Genomic DNA, 17,325 nt, shown 5'->3' on the forward strand with positions numbered 1-17,325 from the left:
AAAGTGACAAATTTATTAAGGGAAGTTCCAAATATCTTTGAATGTTTAGAGCGCTTTTTTAAAACTAAATGACTATACTGGTGAAAATAGCTCAATTCTCACTACACTATTTGGAGTATTGACTCTAAATGCTGGATTGTTTAGCTATCGCAAGAAAGAAAAATAATCACAACCTATAATTTATCCATCAATTATTTGAGGAAAAATTTAGAAAATCTTTTCATGATAAAACGCATATTATCAAGGTTTCTCAACACCTGATAATATGCGTTTTTCTGATTTTAAAGACTTTTTGATCAGCCTCTTTTCTCTTGCTAGAAAAATGGATTGAAAGTTTTTTCGTGAGCGATGGTCGTAGCCGGACCATGTCCTGGATAGACATCGTAGTTTGGAAGGGTGAAGAGCTGGGTTTGGACACTATGAAGGAGTTGTTCCATACTACCAGTTGGCAAATCTGTCCGACCAATGGTTTCTCGGAAAAGGGCATCTCCCGTTAAGACCAAGTGTCCATCTGGGAAAACCAATGAAACTCCACCGATAGAGTGGCCTGGCGTTGGTAAGACTGTGAAGCGGAATTCTTCAATCTGGTATTCTTCATGAAAGACATAAGTGTGTTCAGCTGGTTTGCAGATGACATCCGCCATATCATCGTGTCGAGGGAGTCCTGAAAGGTTGTCGACAGGAGTATAGAGCCAAGATGCTTCACTTTCTGCCACATAGACTGGAGGATTTCCATAAGTATCTCTGACCAAGTCAAGACTCATAATATGGTCGTAGTGAGTGTGGGTCAGAAGAATGGCACAGACTGGTTTGTTAATGTTCTCGATAGTCTTGCGAATGGCCTCCCAATGGCTACCAGGATCGACTACAATCAGGTGTTGCTCCCCTTCAAGATAATAAGTATTTTCATAGGCGACAGGATTCACAGTTTTATGGATTTTCATAGGATTTCCTCTTTCAAAGATTTACAGTTTCTAGTATAACACAGAAGAATAAAATAAGGAATCAAGAAGAAAGTCCCTCCATAAAAGAAGAGACTTTTTTAGACATTAAAAATGATTTTTCCAGGCTTGGAAGCGAGCATCCAGTAGGAGTTGTGACAGATTTTTTAAGATTTCAACTTGTTCAGGTTCCAGTGTCTGGGCTTGAGAAACAAGTTGTCGAACATGGTCAATTGCATTTTTAGAAGACAGTTCATTAATGGAGCTAATTCCAGATTCTAGGATGGTACCAAAAAAGAGATCGAAGTAGAGCTCCAGTTCCTCATCGGGAACACTATCCACCCATTCTTTAAGAGTGTCTTTGATTTGTAGACTTTCACTACTGATTGACTCTAGTTGGACAAAGTGATTATCCTCAGTTTGCCAACTAAAGGTGCTGTGTTGGGCGATTCCTCCGAGAGCCGTAGATTTGACGACGATAGGAGCATCAGGAACTTCCAGCATCATGCCAATGACAGAACCTTGTGGGACAAAACGGTGAATTTTTGTAATAACATCTTGATAACCAGTGGTCTCAGTCAGATGAGCCTGCAAACCAGGGGCATCATAGGTATAAACTGCAGATATCTTGTCTTGCAATTCAGGCTGGATTTGACTGGCAGCATAGACGGCTAGATTCCCACCTTTAGAATGTCCAGCAACAATCACTTTTTGTTTTGGATGTTGGGTAAAGAAATCTTCTAAGTATTCAAGAGCGTGCTTTTGAGCAGGGATTTCCTTCATGTAGGTCATGTGGAAATCTTCCTTCCAACCAATAATACTATCGTCTGTACCTCGAAAGACAATCAGATAAGTATCTAAATCAAGGCGATAGGTCATAGCAGCGAACTGTTTCTGTTGCTCCGTATCAATATCGTTGACAAAGTTAGAGAGTTTGCTATTTTTAAAACGTTTGTGTTGGGATAACTGATCGAGGAGCTGGAGACGTTCTTTATTGGTCAACATGTTAGTCTCACGAGGAACACGTGTTGCGACATCGCTTAAACGATTGACAGGCTGGTCCAATAGATTATCAAAAGAAAGATAGGTCAGCTCTGTCAGAGCAAGTATATCCAGTTCATTTAAGGGAAGATCATAAAAAGAATCGTATTGAACATCAGTTAGGTAGTCGAAAATATTGGCCATGGGAACTCCTTTCTTAACTTTTATCTTATCAGATTTGCATCAATTTCGCTAGTAGTGAGGAGAATTTTGCTATAATATAGAAAAAGGAGGAGCAGATGCATAAGATTTTACTAGTAGAAGATGATCCAGTTATTCGTCAACAAGTTGGGAAAATGCTCTCTGAATGGGGATTTGAGGTAGTCATGGTAGAAGACTTCATGGAGGTTCTAACACTATTTGTTCAGTCTGAGCCTCATCTAGTTCTCATGGATATCGGCTTGCCTCTCTTTAATGGCTATCACTGGTGTCAGGAAATTCGCAAGATTTCTAAAGTTCCCATTATGTTTCTGTCTTCGAGAGACCAGGCCATGGACATCGTTATGGCTATCAATATGGGAGCGGATGACTTTGTAACCAAGCCTTTTGACCAGCAGGTTCTTCTAGCCAAGGTACAGGGCTTATTGCGCCGCTCTTATGAGTTTGGACGGGATGAGAGTCTCCTTGAGTATGCTGGAGTTATTCTCAATACCAAGTCTATGGATGTGCATGTCAATGGTAAAGCTATCAGCCTAACCAAGAATGAATTTCAGATTTTACGAGTTTTATTTGAGCATGCTGGAAATATCGTAGCGCGTGACGACCTGATGCGGGAACTCTGGAACAGTGACTTTTTTATCGATGACAATACCTTATCTGTTAATGTCGCTCGCTTGCGCAAGAAACTAGAGGAAGAAGGTTTGATTGGTTTTATCGAAACTAAGAAAGGGATAGGGTACGGATTGAAACATGCTTGAACTTAAAAGTTTTTTTCTAGCTTATATCCGTTCGCGTAGCCGTTTTTTTGCTTTTATTCTGTTATTGACGGGTCTCATCTTTCTTTTTGATGTCCTATTTGTTAGTCAAGTGCCCTACTTTAACTATTTCTTCTTTCTATCTACATTTTTGACATTTTTGTTTTTGGTATATGATTTCTTGATAGAATTGCAACGTTATCGTAAGGAATTGCTCTATGGCGAAAGAAAAGCTAAGTCACCAATGGAAGTCCTTCTAACTGAAAAATTAGAGAAAAGTGAATCTGAACTCTATCAAAAGAAATCAGATGCTGAAAACCGCTATAATGATTTGGTGGACTACTATACTCTCTGGGTGCATCAGATAAAAACACCAATTGCAGCCAGTAAACTCCTTGTAAGTGAGGTGGCAGATCGCCAACTGAAACAACAGTTGGAGCAGGAAATTTTTAAGATTGATTCCTATACCAATCTCGTACTCCAATATCTACGCTTAGAAAGCTTCCATGATGATTTGGTTTTGAAGAAAGCAAATATAGAAGATCTGGTCAAGGAAGTCATTCGCAAATATGCCCTTTTCTTTATCCAGAAAGGTCTAAGTATTAATCTGCATGACTTAGACAGGAGCATTGTGACGGATAAGAAATGGCTGTTGGTAGTTATTGAACAAATCCTTTCAAATAGCCTCAAGTACACAAATGTAGGTGGAATTGAAATCTACATGGAAGGTCAGGAACTTTGCATCAAAGATACTGGGATTGGTATCAAAAATAGTGATCGGTTGCGAGTCTTTGAACGTGGATTTTCAGGATATAATGGTCGAATGACCCAGCAGTCATCTGGACTTGGGCTCTATCTAACCCAGAAAATCAGCCAAGAATTAGGACATCAAATTCAAATAGAATCCGAGCTTGGGCAAGGAACAACTGTGAGGATTAAGTTCTCTGAAGTGAATTTACTGATTGAATGAAAAGAATTGTGAAGAGCTTGGAAGAAACCTTTCAAGCTCTTCTTTAGACCTTGATATGGTGAGAAAAACGGCTTCAATTAGATAAAAAATGTAATCTTACAAAAATGTAAGATTAAAGGCCTCTTTTGTAAGGTTATGTTATGGCAAGCCATCTTTTTTTGGAGTAAACTTAGAGCATAAAGAAAAAGGAGAGAAACCATGAAAACAATTTTACAAAAGAAACAAACAAGTAAGCCGAGTCCAAAGGATATCGAGCGAGTTCAGCTTGGCATCGAAATGATGCAAGCTCAGTTTCAATTAATGGGATATTAAAAAGGAGAAGTTAAAATGACACTATTAAATGTAAAACACGTTCAAAAGATTTATAAAACTCGCTTTCAAGGCAACCAAGTAGAAGCCCTGAAAGATATTCACTTTACCGTTGAAAAAGGCGACTACGTTGCTATCATGGGTGAGTCTGGTTCTGGTAAATCAACCCTACTCAATATTCTTGCTATGCTTGACAAGCCAACGCGTGGGCAGGTCTTCCTAAACGGAACTGACACAGCTACCATTAAAAATTCTGAAGCATCAAGCTTCCGTCGTGAAAAATTAGGCTTTGTCTTCCAAGACTTCAATTTGTTAGATACGCTTTCTGTTAAAGACAATATCTTACTCCCTTTGGTATTGTCTAGAAAACCTATTACAGAAATGATGAAAAAATTGGTCGTGACGGCCGAAAATCTTGGCATCAATCAATTGCAGGAGAAGTACCCTTATGAAATCTCTGGAGGGCAAAAACAACGGGTTGCAGTTGCACGGGCTATCATCACAGAACCAGAAATTCTCCTCGCTGATGAGCCAACAGGAGCCCTAGACTCTAAGTCATCTGCAGCACTGCTAGATGTCTTCGATGAGATTAACGAGCGAGGTCAAACCATTCTCATGGTAACCCACTCAACAGCTGCAGCCAGCCGTGCTAAACGTGTCATTTTCATCAAGGACGGCATTCTCTACAATCAAATCTACCGTGGTGAAAAAACTGAACGTCAGATGTTCCAAGAAATCTCTGACACCTTGACTGTTATGGCAAGTGAGGTGAACTAATATGTTTCGACTAACCAATAAGTTGGCCATCTCCAACTTAATCAAAAACCGCAAACTCTATTACCCTTTTGCACTAGCAGTTCTCCTTGCAGTTACTATCAGCTATCTATTTTATTCATTAACTTTTAATCCTAAAATGGTAGAAATGCGGGGTGGATCTTCTATTCAATTTACCCTTCAACTAGGTCTGATCGTAGTGACACTTGCATCTGCCATTATCGTACTTTATGCCAATAGTTTTGTCATGAAAAATCGTTCCAAAGAACTGGGTATATATGGCATGTTGGGCTTAGAAAAACGCCATTTGATTGGTATGACCTTTAAGGAACTCTTGATATTTGGGCTAGTAACAGTCACTGCAGGGATTGGAATTGGTGCCCTCTTTGATAATCTGATTTTCGCTTTATTGCTCAAACTTTCAAAGATGAAAGTGGAGTTAGTAGCCACATTCCAATGGTCCGTAGTCCTTTCCATCCTTCTGGTATTTGGTTTTATCTTTTTAGTCATTGTCATCCTAAATGCTATCCGCATTATCCGTATGGATGCTCTCCAACTATCTCGTGAGAAAGCAAAAGGTGAGAAGAAGGGCCGTTTCCTAGTGTTTCAGACAATCTTGGGACTACTCTCTTTAGGTAGTGGCTATTATCTAGCTCAAAGCGTAACAAATGCTCTATTAGCTATTTCTACCTTCTTTTTAGCTGTAATACTGGTCATTTTAGGAACCTATCTCTTGTTCAATGCTGGGATTACAGTTTTCTTGAAAATGCTCAAGAAAAACAAGAAATATTACTACAAACCTAACAATCTCATCTCTGTTTCTAACCTCATTTTCCGTATGAAGAAAAATGCGGTTGGTTTAGCGACTATCGCCATCCTTTCCACCATGGTTTTGGTCACCATGTCGGCAGCAACCAGTATTTACAATGGTTCTGAAAATATTAAAAAACTCCTGTATCCTCACGATATGTCAATTTCAGGACAAAATGTAGAAGTTGAGGATTTAGACCAACTTTTAACTCAGTATGCTAAGGAAAAGAACCTAACAATCAGCACTAAGGATGTTCTTAGCTATGCAAGTTTCGGCCTTTCTAGTCAAGATGGTACCAAATTAACCACCTTTGCAAAAGGTCAAAATAGTGTTATGCCCAAGACAGTTTTCCTAGTCTTTGATCAAAAGGATTATGAAAAAATGACTGGACAAAAGCTGAACCTTACGAATAATGAGGTGGGACTATTCGCTAAGAACGATGGCCTTAAAGGTCAAAAAGCATTCAGTCTGAACAATCAGAACTATACGATCAAGCAAGAAATCCAGCAAGATTTCCTCAGAGACCATGTTGCTAACCAGTATGTACTTTTGATCTCAGATTATAACTACCTTGTTGTCTCAAATTTGCAGGACTTTTTAGATAAATACCAGGATTCTGCTATATACACTCAGCTATATGGTGGAATGGATGTGACAGCAAGTAAAGAGGAACAGTTAAAGCTATCTGATGATTTCGATGCGTATGTGAATAATTTCAGTCACAATCTCAAGAACGAGGATGGTATGGTTTACGGTGCAAACATTGCGAGTGAGTCAACTGTCGAAATGAACGCTCTCTTTGGTGGAGTCCTCTTTATCGGTATTTTTCTCTCTATCATCTTTATGGTAGGTACTGTACTCGTTATCTACTATAAACAAATTTCAGAAGGTTATGAAGACCGTGAACGCTTTGTCATTCTGCAAAAGGTTGGTTTGGATCAAAAACAAATCAAGCAAACCATTAACAAGCAGGTCTTGACTGTTTTCTTCCTACCTCTGGCCTTTGCCTTCCTTCATCTGGCTTTTGCTTATCACATGTTGAGCCTGATTCTCAAGGTCGTTGGTGTTGTTGATTCAGCCATGATGTTAAGTGTAACACTTTCTATTTGTGGTATCTTTGCTTTAGTTTATGTACTAATCTTTATGATAACTTCAAGAAGCTATCGCAAGATTGTTCAAATATAAAAATAAAGGATATAATGTAAAGTCAGAAAGTTATTTTGACGGAGGAATCCTAGATTATATTGGATACTCTATCTTAGTAGCCATAATTTGCGGGTTTACCTTGGGGATCGCAATACCTTGACCGATTTGCATGATGCAAAATTGGAAAGCCAAACACACTCATCATGTTTAAACATTAAAACGTTATCTTCTTTCAGAGGAGATAACGTTTTTTCTTCTTCGGATAAGGATACAAAAATTTCTTCCTTTCTCTATCTTTTAAATTAATTGATTTCTTCAGAGAAAGACTGTAAAATTTTTGATATAATGTTAAGAAGGGACTGATTCAAGACAGTCATATCTGGTCTTTCTTCCAGTCATTTTTCAAACAATATCAGTTGATAATCAGCTTAAATCAGATCTATCAGTTTGTCTATCTTTCTCTGATGGAGATCATGTCCTATCTTCACTTTGATTATTGGAAAAAACGGCTCGGTCAGGAGCTAGTATGAATAAGGAGAACAAATGAGACGTTTAAAAATGTTATGGCATATTATACAGGTTACGGGTTTTACTCGGTTTGCTCTGAGTTTTGTGACCTTTGTTTTTGGGTCAGGAGGCGTGCTTTTCCTAGTTGAACCTGCTATCACAAATTACGGAGACGGTCTTTGGTATGCTTTTGTGACTTCGACGACTGTCGGCTACGGGGATCTCCTAGCTGTGACCTTGATTGGAAGGATTACCAGTGTCTTCTTGACGATTTATGGGCTCATATTTTTTGGCTGTTTATCAGCTGTTATTATTAATTATTATACCGATTTAAATAAGGAAAGAGGAGAGGACAAATGACTGCCAATTATTCAACACGGGAATACCGTGAGAAATTATATGATGATCTTCATGTTCGATTAAGAGATACAGTAATTTTAATGTGTGCGATTTTTATTGCCTCTATAGGTCTAAACATGAATTCAACAGCTGTTATTATTGGAGCCATGCTGATTTCCCCTCTTATGACATCGATTGTGGGACTAGGATTCGGTTTAGCTATTTTTGATACGCGTTTAATCAAGCAATCTCTAGAGGTTTTATTGACTCAAGTATTAGTCAGTTTGCTTGTCTCGACTCTGTATTTCTGGATTTCTCCCTTATCTTATGCAAGTAGCGAGTTGATTGCACGAACCTCTCCAACAATTTGGGATGTTCTCATTGCTATTGCTGGTGGGATAGCAGGTGTAATTGGTTCAAGGAAAAAAGAAGCAAATAATATTGTGCCAGGAGTAGCTATTGCAACAGCTCTGATGCCACCTATCTGTACTGCAGGTTATGGTTTAGCTAATGGAAATGTACGATTTTTATTGGGGGCTCTCTATCTTTTCTTGATCAACTGTGTCTTTATCATGCTAACCAATATTGTTGGAACTAGAATTTTAATGAGAAAATCTCCTTTAAGTTCATTTAAAGAGCTAAACATTAAAATGAGAATTGGGTTGATATCCTTAATTGTATTATTGGTTCTTCCAGCCAGCTATTCAGCAGTCACTCTGACGATAGATCAAGCACGAAAAGAAGGGATTAAACAGTTTGTAGGCAAAGAGTTCGCCAATCATACGGTCATTAATCAAGTCTATAAGTCTAGGGACAATGAATTGGTTTTGACAGTTGTTGGAGATCCGATTTCAGAAGAAGAATTAGAAACAATCCGCCAAAAACAAGCCTCTTACGGTATTCAATCTGTTCAATTGAAAGTCAAGCAATTCAACAATTCGACAAAATTAGATAGTGAGACGATAAAGGAATTTTACGAAAACATTGACAAGTATATCGACCAAAAACTCTCTGAAAAAGATTCACAAGATGACATCGTAAAAGAAATTGAGGCAGACAAGGACTGAGGATATTGACCTTTTCTAACTCGAGGAAGCAAATCTTAGGAGTATATCCTATATCCCAAAGTTAGTGGATAGAAAGAATTGTTGACGAGGATGCCATTTGTGGAAGTTTGTCCAATCACTACTAGCTCAGGCTAAATAAAAAAGCAACAACGTTTTCAGTTGTTGCTTTTTTAACTAGCTAGAAATATTATCCCATATTTTATCGTTTATTTTTCAACACGTGATTTGTTAGCAATATCAGCAAGAATCAATTCTACAAATGCGTCTACCGGCATAGTTTCAGTTTCTTTTTGACCATAACGGCGAACGTTTACAGCCTTCTCTTCCATTTCCTTGTCACCAACGATCAATTGGTAAGGAATTTTTTGAGTTTGAGAAGCACGGATCTTGAATTGCATTTTTTCATTGCGTTCATCCACATCGGCACGAACACCACGGTCACGGAGTTTCTTAGCTACTTCCCAAGCGTAGTCCACGTGTTTTTCGTTAGAAACTGGGATAAGAGTTACTTGGTGTGGTGCAAGCCATGTTGGGAAGGCACCCTTGTAGTTTTCAATCAAGATAGCTGTGAAGCGTTCCATAGTTGAGATAACACCACGGTGAATCATAACTGGACGGTGTTCTTCACCATCAGCTCCGATGTATTTAAGGTCGAAGCGTTCTGGAAGCAAGAAGTCAAGCTGGATGGTAGAAAGAGTTTCTTCTTTACCAAGGGCAGTCTTAACTTGGATATCCAATTTTGGTCCGTAGAAGGCAGCTTCACCTTCTGCTTCAAAGTAGTCCACGCCCATCTCGTCAAGGGCTGCACGAAGCATAGTTTGAGCATTTTCCCACATCTCATCGTTATCAAAGTACTTGTGAGTATCATGAGGGTCACGAAGAGAGAGGCGGAAGCGGTATTCGTTTAGGTTGAAGTCCCCATATACATCAATAATCAACTGAAGGGCACGTTGGAATTCTTCTTGGATTTGTTCTGGAGTCACAAAGAGGTGACCGTCGTTAAGAGACATTTCACGTACACGTTGGAGACCAGTCAAAGCACCAGATTTCTCATAGCGGTGCTGCATCCCAATTTCAGCGATACGGATTGGTAATTCACGGTATGAGTGAACATGGTGTTTAAAAACTTGGATGTGGTGTGGGCAGTTCATTGGACGAAGGACGAATTCTTCACCATCTCCCATATCCATAGTTGGGAACATATCTTCTTGGTAATGATCCCAGTGACCAGAAGTTTTGTAAAGTTCAACAGAAGCAAGCGGTGGAGTGTAAACGTGTTGGTAGCCAGAAGCCAACTCTTTGTCGACAATGTAACGTTCCAATTCACGACGAATAGTCGCACCATTTGGCAACCAGAATGGCAAACCTTGACCAACCTCTTGAGAAATCATGAAGAGATCAAGCTCTTTACCAAGTTTACGGTGGTCACGTTCCTTAGCTTCTTTACGCATTTGAAGGTAGTTTTTCAAGTCTTTCTTGTCAAACCAAGCTGTACCATAGATACGTTGCATCATAGCGTTGTCGCTATTTCCACGCCAGTAAGCACCTGCTACATGGAGAAGGTGGAAGATTTGGATACGGCCTGTTGATGGGACGTGAGGGCCACGGCAGAGGTCTACATACTCACCTTGACGATAGATAGTCAAACCACCTTCGTCTTCAGAGTGTTCTTCAATCAATTCTAATTTGTAAGGGTCGTTCTTGAAGATTTCACGTGCCTCGTTTTTAGTCACTTCTTCACGAATTGATGGGAAGTTTTCTTTGACGATTTTTTGCATTTCTTCTTCGATACGAGGAAGGTCTTCGTTAGAAATTTGACCAGCAGTGTTGTCAGTATCGTAGTAGAAGCCGTCTTCGATGGCTGGACCAACTCCCAAGTGAATGTCTGGGAAAAGGCGACGAGCGGCTTGGGCAAACAAGTGAGCAGCTGAGTGACGCAAGATTGGAAGGGCATCTTCGTGATCAGGTGTCACGATTTCGATGCTTCCATCTTCAGTAATCGCACGAGTAGTATCGATGAGTTTGCCGTTAAATTTACCAGCAAGAGCTTTTTTAGCTAGTGAATTGCTGATAGATTGGGCAATTTCAAAAGTTGTAACGCCAGATTCGAATTCACGAACAGCGCCATCTGGGAAAGTAATTTTAATCATGGTTTTCTCCTTATATTATTAGTTATCAATTATTTTTATAGCAGAAGTGTTTCCCTATTTTGCAGTTTTAAATCAAGAAAAACAAAAAGCGACCTCCTCGAAAGGACGTCGCAACGTGGTTCCACCTTCATTTATGTACAACAAAAACTGTTGACACCTCTGATTGGCTCTAACGTGGCCACCGTTTTATGTTTGCATAAAAGTTAGTAGAGTAGTATCAGTTTAGACTCCCTATGCGTTCTCAGCAACCACGCACTCTCTAAAAGAAAGATTCTAAGTGACTTGTCTCTATGCATTATTATAGCATGATTGTGAGATTTTTCAAGGTTTTTGTGAAAGTTTTTTCCTTTTCAGTTTTTGCACTAGATTCTTAATAGCGGCACCGATAGCCATACCTGCGAGGGCAAAGATTTCATAGGCTAGGAAGCAGAGAAGGATAAATTCTCCGAAGGTAATGATGGTAAAGCAAAAGAGCAAGCCAACTCCAATTAACCACCAAACTGAGAACTTGAAACGATAAGAGTAGAATAGTGATGCTATGAAAGTCACCAGTGGAGAGAAGATAATAACGTTGCCGATGGTGAGTTCCTTCAAGATATAGTTTTCAGTAATAGTCCGTAATAACAGCTCATAAAGTGGCCAATAAAAGAAAAATACGACCAGATAGTAGGGGAGATATTGCGGGAATTTACGCATGGTAATCACCTCTCTTTTCAAGATGTCTACTTAGATATCCTTCCTATAACTATTATAGCACTTTTGCGGTAAAAATAGTAAATCAGTTGACAAAGAACTTAGTTATTGGTAGAATAAGTAATGTCGTAGAGACAAATAACTTCTTCTTGGTTACAGGCATGCCAACCTGTCACTCGGATGAAGCCAAATAAAAAGGAGAAACATCATGGCAATCTCAAAAGAGAAAAAAAATGAAATCATCGCACAATATGCACGTCACGAAGGTGATACAGGTTCAGTAGAGGTTCAAGTTGCTGTCCTTACTTGGGAAATCAACCACCTTAACGAACACATCAAACAACACAAAAAAGACCACGCTACATACCGTGGATTGATGAAGAAAATCGGTCGCCGTCGTAACTTGCTTGCATACTTGCGTAAAAACGACGTTAACCGTTACCGTGAGTTGATCAACTCTCTTGGACTTCGTCGTTAATTCAAGATACAAAGGCCGTCAAAAGCACAAAGCAAAAATAGGAAAATTGACGAAGAAACTTCAGTTTCTAGGAGATTTTATCTTTTTTGCCAAGTGCTTAGGCCGTGTTCAATTGAGCACATCTTGAAAATAAGGCTACTCTATTGAGTAGCTTTTTATTTTTGTCATCTTACCTCGATATACTCAAGTATAATCTTCGGTTACGGTTCCTAGCACTGTAAGGTAAAATAAACCAGATATTCTCCCTTCGGGGAGATTTTTTTGTTTCACTAAAAATTTTGTACAATCTTCGCCTCATCGCCTAGTCTATAAACGTTTTATCCAGCAAGAATCATGATGCTAAGGGTGTAAGAAATCCGTATGAAAATAGGGAAATGACACAGTGTTCGATCAATGCAAGGAGTTTCATCTTTTTCACTAGGATTTTATCCCAATCTCAAATTAGCTCTCTGGTTTTCAGAGGGCTTTTTTATTGAGGTTTTATAGGTCAGAATTTTGGAGACTACAAAAACCTCAAATGGTATCAGCTAATTACACCATAAAGGTGCGTGGCTACTCGGCTTGAAATGCCGAGTAGCTGTCTGCAAGCCCCTTCGGAGAGCCCACACTTTACGAAGTAAAGTATAGTATGTTATACTCTACATGGAAGTAGTCACTGAATTCCAGTTAGAAATTACTTTGTAACTACGTTTTGAGGAGGAGTAAAATGCTTTCCTACGTTCGACATTACCCACTAGCGATAGCTAAATTAATGTGTCTGTGCTTCCCTAAAATCTGCTGATTTATTACTGACTAATATAGGAGTTTTTTATGGGAAAGACTATCATATCTGCTATTGGGTAAGTGGTAAGAGTTTTTAGAAAATCAAATAATTCAATATTTTTAGGAGAACAGAGAAATCTGTTCTCTTTTTTGTTCGCTTAAAATTCTATTTGAAAGGAGTTCAACGATGTTAGGATTAGAGATTGTAATGAATTTAGACACGTTAGAAATCTTTGACGTTATCGATCATGATAAGAATGGAAACAGCGAACAAGCGCCTACAACCATCCAGTTAAGCTTATTTGACTCAATGACGTGCATTTAACAGAAGGAGATATATTAGGATGGACAGAGAAGCGCTATACAATGAATTAATTCAAAGCGAACCATTAGGTTTCATTGATCCCTTTTCTGACCTTGGGGAATTCGATCCTCTTCAGCTGAAATTTAAACAACCCGTGAAGGACTTAGTGAATCGATATTCAGGGCAGCCTTACAGTTTGGCCTGGCAACATAAAATTATGGAAATGCGGAAGTTGTTTATTGATTATCAGATAGCATTAAATGAAGAAGATAAGCAGATTAACTTTCAGCGAAGAACAAGAAGCGAAGAGTCCAAAGAACATGCTACTACTATTGTAACAACATATTTGAAGTTGGGATTTAGTTTTAAAGAAATTGAGAAGCGTGTTTCTTTATCTTACAAACAACTTCGTAGAGGCTGGAGAAGAAGTGACCATGTAATGACAAGTAGTCCTGAATTTTATAGCAAAGGGGACTTATCTGAAGGTTGCTGCTTACCGAGTAAAAAGCTACCTAAAAGCATGAGAATAAACGAGGGATAGAAAATGGAAACTGGAATTTGTAGACGATGTGCTTGCAACTGGGTTACACCTTGTATCGATGAAAAGTATGGTCCTTGCTGGTGGGTAGATAAAAACAGAACGCTGTGTAGTCACTGTTTTTATGGATTTAATGATGAATCTTGTCAGACAAAAGTTTATTACAGACCAGGTTGTTATCAGAAGAATTGTTGAATAAATGAGAATGAACATAGGAGGAAATTATATGATTTTGTTGTTTATTGTATTGTTTATTATAGGAGTGTGCATTTCGTTCAATGGAGTATTTATCATAGCTAAAAATACAGACATTAGACTTGGCTGGAGTGGTGAGAAAGATTTCTTTTTGTCTCTAAGTCCTTGGGAATGGATGTTAAGTATATTTTTAATTTTGGTAGGAGGGGCAATGATTTACTTCTCATATAATGAGTTGGCGCCATATATTATAAGTGTACTTGACTTCAAACTATAACTAGTGAAGGGATATGAGAGTCCTAAAAACCATGAAAAAGATTGATTTATTAAAATGCTTATCCATCATCACAAAAGACGGATTAAGAACACAAAAATTTAAGAATAGTCATCTACAGCTCATCTCTTCAGCTGAAGAAGGAAGAAGAGGCTCTGTATTTGCTTATCGTTCAAAAGCGAATATGGTGAAGGCACGTGGTGTTGTTTTAACCTCTATCGAATCATTGCTGGAGAATCAGGATCAGTTTACACACTGGACCCCTAACGTATATTGCTATGGAAGCTATAGCGATGCTGGTCGACGGATTACACGTGGGCACTCTGAAGATAATCTTAGACAGATTAACACATTCTACATTGACTTCGATATTACCTCTGCAGCTGAAGAAATGACGACAGGAGATATTTTAACCGCTTCTCTGGAGCTAGGTTTTATGCCAACGTTGATTCTAAAATCTGATAAGGGATTTCAAGCCTATTTTGTCTTATCAGAATCGGCCTATGTCACAGCTCATTCCCAATTTCGAGTGGTAAAGGTGGCTAAAGCTATCTCTCAAAATTTGAGAAATTACTTTGCTCAAACTTTACCAGTAGATTTGACTTGTAACCATTTTGGGATTGCTCGTATTCCTCGAACCGATAATGTCGAATTCTTTGAACCTGACTATACCTATTCATTCCAGGAGTGGTTAGATTGGTCAATGAAGCAATCAGAACTTCCTTTCCCAAGTAAAAAGCCCAATTTGACGGTTATTTCGGGCTCTGAAGGGGTGAAACAGATTGATGAGCCCTGGTATCAATTGCTGATGAGAGAGGGGAATATCAAAGGTGGAAAAGCCTTGATGGGAAGAAACAACGTTCTTTTCACGCTGGCTTTAGCCAACTTCTCTTCAGGAATCGATCAGGAAGAGTGTGAGGAGGTTCTTTCTAGTTTTAATGCGAATCTAGACGAGCCACTCTCTTCAGCTGAATATCATAAGATTATCACAAGCGCCTACTCAGGAAAATATGAAGCTGCTAGTCGTGATTATGTGATGACTTTATGTAAAGCATGGGTCAATCAGGAACTCAAGGCTTCAGATCTCTTTGTGAAGCAACGTTGGTACAAATTTAAGAAGAAACGTGCTGACAGGAAGAATAGTCATCTCTATGAATGGAAAACAGACGTAATGGCTTATTTAGAAGGTTTCTATCAATCCGAGGATCCATTTATCCAGACGACGAAAAAAGAGATACGAGAGAAGTTGAACATTCCTGAGCGCTCATTAGACAAAGTATTGAAGGTTCTCAAAACAGAACAAAAGATCTTCTTCACAGTCAAACACGGCCGTGGAGGAGGCATCAGATTAGCCTCTATCAAAGCAATCTTGCTTTCCCTTATCAAGGTGAAGAAAGAACGTCAGGAGGCTTATATGGCCAATATTGCTGCTTTCTTTGAAGAAAGTATAGAGTTCACTCAGAGAGTGATAGAAAGGGTTAAAGATGGCTTTAAACAAACACAACAACTATCTTTATTTGAGCTTGATATTGGATAATTTTAAAAACCCGCAATCTGCCTTACATTTATATCTACGATTATTGCTCAGATATAAATGTATATAAAATAATCTATGGAGGAATGATATGATTTTGATTTTAGTTGGATTCTTTAGCCTTATATTTGTAGGAGGACTTTTCTTAGTTCTCTCACTTATAGGGATTCGTCAACAAGTTCGTTTTGAAAACGGATATGATTCTGAATTAGAGACAGATCGATTGGCAATGATTGGCCAAAATAGAAAGTGAGAAGAAGAATGAAGTACGTAATTTTCAGTTTTGAATTAGGTGACTATATTTGTAATGGGGAGAATAAAGTTTTAGTTTTTGATACCTTGGGACTAGCTTTTCAGTATCTTCAAAAACATTACCGTAAACCACTTCCTGAACAAAGAAAAAAGAGATTGATTCACTATCCTGACGTGTATCAAGCTCCGTTTAGACTTTTAAAAGTTTGTTAGGAAGGAGAAAGGTCGATGTCAGAGTTATTCAAAATCATTAGAGGATACTACCTAACAGGGGTTGGTCAGGAACCATTGGCTTATTATTTTAAGCTTTCATCGGATAATTTAAAATTTGAGTCTGTTTCTGCAGGGGATGTGGCTTTAACTTTTTATCAAAACGAGGAGAGTATTTCTAGCATTCCAGCGATCATTAGAGTAGATAGTGTTATCTCGAATGATAAAATGATTTCAGATTACCTGCAGGAGGAGTTGAGAGATCATTATCCAATGTTGCCAATTGTCCGTGTATTGGATTCCGAGGAATTTGATCCTTTACTCTTTCAAGAAGTGATGACAACGTTCACTAACTTGAAATTAGAAATAAAAGAATTGGCCAAGATTGATTATGTTCAAGGTTCCATATTTGATTTTATGGATGAGGAGGAGATAGGATGAAAGAGCTTTTTACGCATGTTAAGTTAGCTCTAGGGACTCTTCTTGTCATTTTACTTGTGAGTCTCGCAGTTTTAGGAGGATATAGGCTGTATAAAGATTATTTTATCTTAGATTATGATCCTCACCTTACTCAGAAGGAATACCAGAATACTGTACTTGATCAAAATGTAAATCTAGTATTTTATAAAAAAGATTGTCCTTACTGTCAGGTTGGAAAAAGTGTGGTTGTAGATGCAGCCAATAAAGGTTCCTATCCTACATTTTACATTGACACTCAGACAGAAGAAGGTCAAAAGTTGGTAGAAAAATACCAGGTTGAAAAAGCTGCAACTATCATTAAGATTCGTAAGGGAAAAATAAAGAAATATCTATATGCTTCAAGAGATTCAGAGGAAAAGATTGTAGCAGATGAGAAAAGTATTCAGGAGGCCATAAATGACTAAAAGGGTAAAGCTAAGTAAATGGGCCGAGACAGCCTTTCAAAATGATTGTGAACTATGGCGTACTAGGACAAATGAAGGAATGGTTGTTTTAGGAAAATTATCAGATGGAACGTTTACCCTACATCGTTTTAATGATGAGGGAGGAAGACTAACACATATTTCTCAAGATGAGGCTCTTTGGCTAACATTGGATTTGGCACCTGAAAAGTTAGGTTGTATTTAAGGAGACAGT

The 17,325-nt window shown here is 38.5% G+C and carries 19 protein-coding genes and 1 pseudogene; 16 read left to right on the forward strand and 4 right to left on the reverse strand.

What is annotated here, in order from left to right; translation table 11 throughout:
• Positions 1 to 314: 314 nt before the first annotated feature.
• Entirely contained in the window at positions 315 to 944 is a 630-nt protein-coding gene (locus M1R56_RS02855) for an MBL fold metallo-hydrolase (RefSeq protein WP_248034539.1), read from the reverse strand.
• Positions 945 to 1,049: 105 nt separating this feature from the next.
• On the reverse strand, positions 1,050 to 2,126 hold the full coding sequence (locus M1R56_RS02860) for a DUF2974 domain-containing protein (RefSeq protein ID WP_248034540.1): 1,077 nt from the start codon (positions 2,124 to 2,126) through the stop codon (positions 1,050 to 1,052).
• A 95-nt stretch (positions 2,127 to 2,221) separates the two neighbouring features.
• Here M1R56_RS02860 and M1R56_RS02865 point away from each other — a divergent pair, with 95 nt between their 5' ends.
• From M1R56_RS02865 to M1R56_RS02895, 7 genes and pseudogenes are all read left to right on the forward strand, one after another.
• Positions 2,222 to 2,899 carry a response regulator transcription factor gene (locus tag M1R56_RS02865; RefSeq protein ID WP_000548968.1) on the forward strand — a complete coding sequence of 226 codons (678 nt, stop codon included), beginning with the start codon at positions 2,222 to 2,224 and terminating at the stop codon, positions 2,897 to 2,899.
• Positions 2,892 to 3,866, forward strand: a complete 975-nt coding sequence (locus tag M1R56_RS02870) for a sensor histidine kinase (protein WP_248034541.1) — start codon at positions 2,892 to 2,894, stop codon at positions 3,864 to 3,866. The genes M1R56_RS02865 and M1R56_RS02870 overlap by 8 nt, the downstream gene beginning before the upstream one ends.
• 327 nt (positions 3,867 to 4,193) lie before the next feature.
• Positions 4,194 to 4,952: an ABC transporter ATP-binding protein gene (locus tag M1R56_RS02875; RefSeq protein WP_248034542.1), complete on the forward strand. Its 759-nt coding sequence runs from the start codon at positions 4,194 to 4,196 to the stop codon at positions 4,950 to 4,952.
• 1 nt (position 4,953) lies between these two features.
• Complete coding sequence (locus M1R56_RS02880; RefSeq protein WP_248034543.1) at positions 4,954 to 6,945, forward strand: ABC transporter permease; 1,992 nt, start codon at positions 4,954 to 4,956, stop codon at positions 6,943 to 6,945.
• Positions 6,932 to 7,207, forward strand: a pseudogene (locus tag M1R56_RS02885) (hypothetical protein). The gene M1R56_RS02880 and the pseudogene M1R56_RS02885 overlap by 14 nt, the downstream one beginning before the upstream one ends.
• 242 nt (positions 7,208 to 7,449) lie before the next feature.
• Positions 7,450 to 7,773, forward strand: coding sequence for a potassium channel family protein (locus M1R56_RS02890; RefSeq protein WP_001253404.1), 324 nt, complete (start codon positions 7,450 to 7,452; stop codon positions 7,771 to 7,773).
• A complete protein-coding gene (locus M1R56_RS02895; protein ID WP_248034544.1) occupies positions 7,770 to 8,819 on the forward strand; it encodes a DUF389 domain-containing protein in 1,050 nt (349 codons plus the stop codon). Before M1R56_RS02890 ends, M1R56_RS02895 begins: the two co-directional genes overlap by 4 nt.
• Before the next feature lie 206 nt (positions 8,820 to 9,025).
• On the opposite strand, the gene thrS is transcribed toward M1R56_RS02895, so the two are convergent.
• A complete protein-coding gene (gene thrS, locus M1R56_RS02900; protein ID WP_248034545.1) occupies positions 9,026 to 10,969 on the reverse strand; it encodes a threonine--tRNA ligase in 1,944 nt (647 codons plus the stop codon).
• Between the two features lie 321 nt (positions 10,970 to 11,290).
• A complete protein-coding gene (locus tag M1R56_RS02905; RefSeq protein WP_248034546.1) occupies positions 11,291 to 11,665 on the reverse strand; it encodes a hypothetical protein in 375 nt (124 codons plus the stop codon).
• A 205-nt stretch (positions 11,666 to 11,870) separates the two neighbouring features.
• Here M1R56_RS02905 and rpsO point away from each other — a divergent pair, with 205 nt between their 5' ends.
• The 9 genes from rpsO to M1R56_RS02950 all read left to right on the forward strand — a co-directional run bounded on the left by rpsO (position 11,871) and on the right by M1R56_RS02950 (position 17,316).
• A complete protein-coding gene (rpsO, locus tag M1R56_RS02910) occupies positions 11,871 to 12,140 on the forward strand; it encodes a 30S ribosomal protein S15 (RefSeq protein WP_001018251.1) in 270 nt (89 codons plus the stop codon).
• A gap of 1,106 nt (positions 12,141 to 13,246) precedes the next feature.
• Positions 13,247 to 13,747, forward strand: coding sequence for a hypothetical protein (locus M1R56_RS02915; protein WP_000373371.1), 501 nt, complete (start codon positions 13,247 to 13,249; stop codon positions 13,745 to 13,747).
• Positions 13,748 to 13,970: 223 nt separating this feature from the next.
• Positions 13,971 to 14,216: a hypothetical protein gene (locus M1R56_RS02920; protein WP_000601796.1), complete on the forward strand. Its 246-nt coding sequence runs from the start codon at positions 13,971 to 13,973 to the stop codon at positions 14,214 to 14,216.
• A 31-nt stretch (positions 14,217 to 14,247) separates the two neighbouring features.
• Complete coding sequence (locus tag M1R56_RS02925) at positions 14,248 to 15,750, forward strand: primase C-terminal domain-containing protein (protein ID WP_248034547.1); 1,503 nt, start codon at positions 14,248 to 14,250, stop codon at positions 15,748 to 15,750.
• Positions 15,751 to 15,838: 88 nt separating this feature from the next.
• A complete protein-coding gene (locus M1R56_RS02930; protein ID WP_000600806.1) occupies positions 15,839 to 16,000 on the forward strand; it encodes a hypothetical protein in 162 nt (53 codons plus the stop codon).
• Positions 16,001 to 16,008: 8 nt separating this feature from the next.
• A complete protein-coding gene (locus M1R56_RS02935; protein ID WP_000878299.1) occupies positions 16,009 to 16,212 on the forward strand; it encodes a hypothetical protein in 204 nt (67 codons plus the stop codon).
• Positions 16,213 to 16,227: 15 nt separating this feature from the next.
• Positions 16,228 to 16,650, forward strand: coding sequence for a hypothetical protein (locus tag M1R56_RS02940; protein WP_001292117.1), 423 nt, complete (start codon positions 16,228 to 16,230; stop codon positions 16,648 to 16,650).
• Positions 16,647 to 17,093, forward strand: coding sequence for a thioredoxin domain-containing protein (locus M1R56_RS02945; RefSeq protein WP_000661092.1), 447 nt, complete (start codon positions 16,647 to 16,649; stop codon positions 17,091 to 17,093). Before M1R56_RS02940 ends, M1R56_RS02945 begins: the two co-directional genes overlap by 4 nt.
• Positions 17,086 to 17,316 (forward strand): hypothetical protein, encoded by a 231-nt coding sequence (locus tag M1R56_RS02950; RefSeq protein WP_000167063.1) that lies wholly within the window; start codon positions 17,086 to 17,088, stop codon positions 17,314 to 17,316. The genes M1R56_RS02945 and M1R56_RS02950 overlap by 8 nt, the downstream gene beginning before the upstream one ends.
• The last annotated feature ends 9 nt before the right edge of the window (positions 17,317 to 17,325 follow it).

Source organism: Streptococcus sp. oral taxon 431 (assembly GCF_023115445.1).
Lineage (GTDB): Bacteria > Bacillota > Bacilli > Lactobacillales > Streptococcaceae > Streptococcus.

Excerpts from the sequence above, each read along its gene's own strand:
- M1R56_RS02855 (WP_248034539.1), bottom strand. The coding sequence starts at position 944 with ATGAAAATCCATAAAACTGTGAATCCTGTCGCCTATGAAAATACTTAT.
- M1R56_RS02860 (WP_248034540.1), bottom strand. The coding sequence starts at position 2,126 with ATGGCCAATATTTTCGACTACCTAACTGATGTTCAATACGATTCTTTT.
- M1R56_RS02865 (WP_000548968.1), top strand. The coding sequence starts at position 2,222 with ATGCATAAGATTTTACTAGTAGAAGATGATCCAGTTATTCGTCAACAA.
- M1R56_RS02870 (WP_248034541.1), top strand. The coding sequence starts at position 2,892 with ATGCTTGAACTTAAAAGTTTTTTTCTAGCTTATATCCGTTCGCGTAGC.
- M1R56_RS02875 (WP_248034542.1), top strand. The coding sequence starts at position 4,194 with ATGACACTATTAAATGTAAAACACGTTCAAAAGATTTATAAAACTCGC.
- M1R56_RS02880 (WP_248034543.1), top strand. The coding sequence starts at position 4,954 with ATGTTTCGACTAACCAATAAGTTGGCCATCTCCAACTTAATCAAAAAC.
- M1R56_RS02890 (WP_001253404.1), top strand. The coding sequence starts at position 7,450 with ATGAGACGTTTAAAAATGTTATGGCATATTATACAGGTTACGGGTTTT.
- M1R56_RS02895 (WP_248034544.1), top strand. The coding sequence starts at position 7,770 with ATGACTGCCAATTATTCAACACGGGAATACCGTGAGAAATTATATGAT.
- thrS (WP_248034545.1), bottom strand. The coding sequence starts at position 10,969 with ATGATTAAAATTACTTTCCCAGATGGCGCTGTTCGTGAATTCGAATCT.
- M1R56_RS02905 (WP_248034546.1), bottom strand. The coding sequence starts at position 11,665 with ATGCGTAAATTCCCGCAATATCTCCCCTACTATCTGGTCGTATTTTTC.
- rpsO (WP_001018251.1), top strand. The coding sequence starts at position 11,871 with ATGGCAATCTCAAAAGAGAAAAAAAATGAAATCATCGCACAATATGCA.
- M1R56_RS02915 (WP_000373371.1), top strand. The coding sequence starts at position 13,247 with ATGGACAGAGAAGCGCTATACAATGAATTAATTCAAAGCGAACCATTA.
- M1R56_RS02920 (WP_000601796.1), top strand. The coding sequence starts at position 13,971 with ATGATTTTGTTGTTTATTGTATTGTTTATTATAGGAGTGTGCATTTCG.
- M1R56_RS02925 (WP_248034547.1), top strand. The coding sequence starts at position 14,248 with ATGAAAAAGATTGATTTATTAAAATGCTTATCCATCATCACAAAAGAC.
- M1R56_RS02930 (WP_000600806.1), top strand. The coding sequence starts at position 15,839 with ATGATTTTGATTTTAGTTGGATTCTTTAGCCTTATATTTGTAGGAGGA.
- M1R56_RS02935 (WP_000878299.1), top strand. The coding sequence starts at position 16,009 with ATGAAGTACGTAATTTTCAGTTTTGAATTAGGTGACTATATTTGTAAT.
- M1R56_RS02940 (WP_001292117.1), top strand. The coding sequence starts at position 16,228 with ATGTCAGAGTTATTCAAAATCATTAGAGGATACTACCTAACAGGGGTT.
- M1R56_RS02945 (WP_000661092.1), top strand. The coding sequence starts at position 16,647 with ATGAAAGAGCTTTTTACGCATGTTAAGTTAGCTCTAGGGACTCTTCTT.
- M1R56_RS02950 (WP_000167063.1), top strand. The coding sequence starts at position 17,086 with ATGACTAAAAGGGTAAAGCTAAGTAAATGGGCCGAGACAGCCTTTCAA.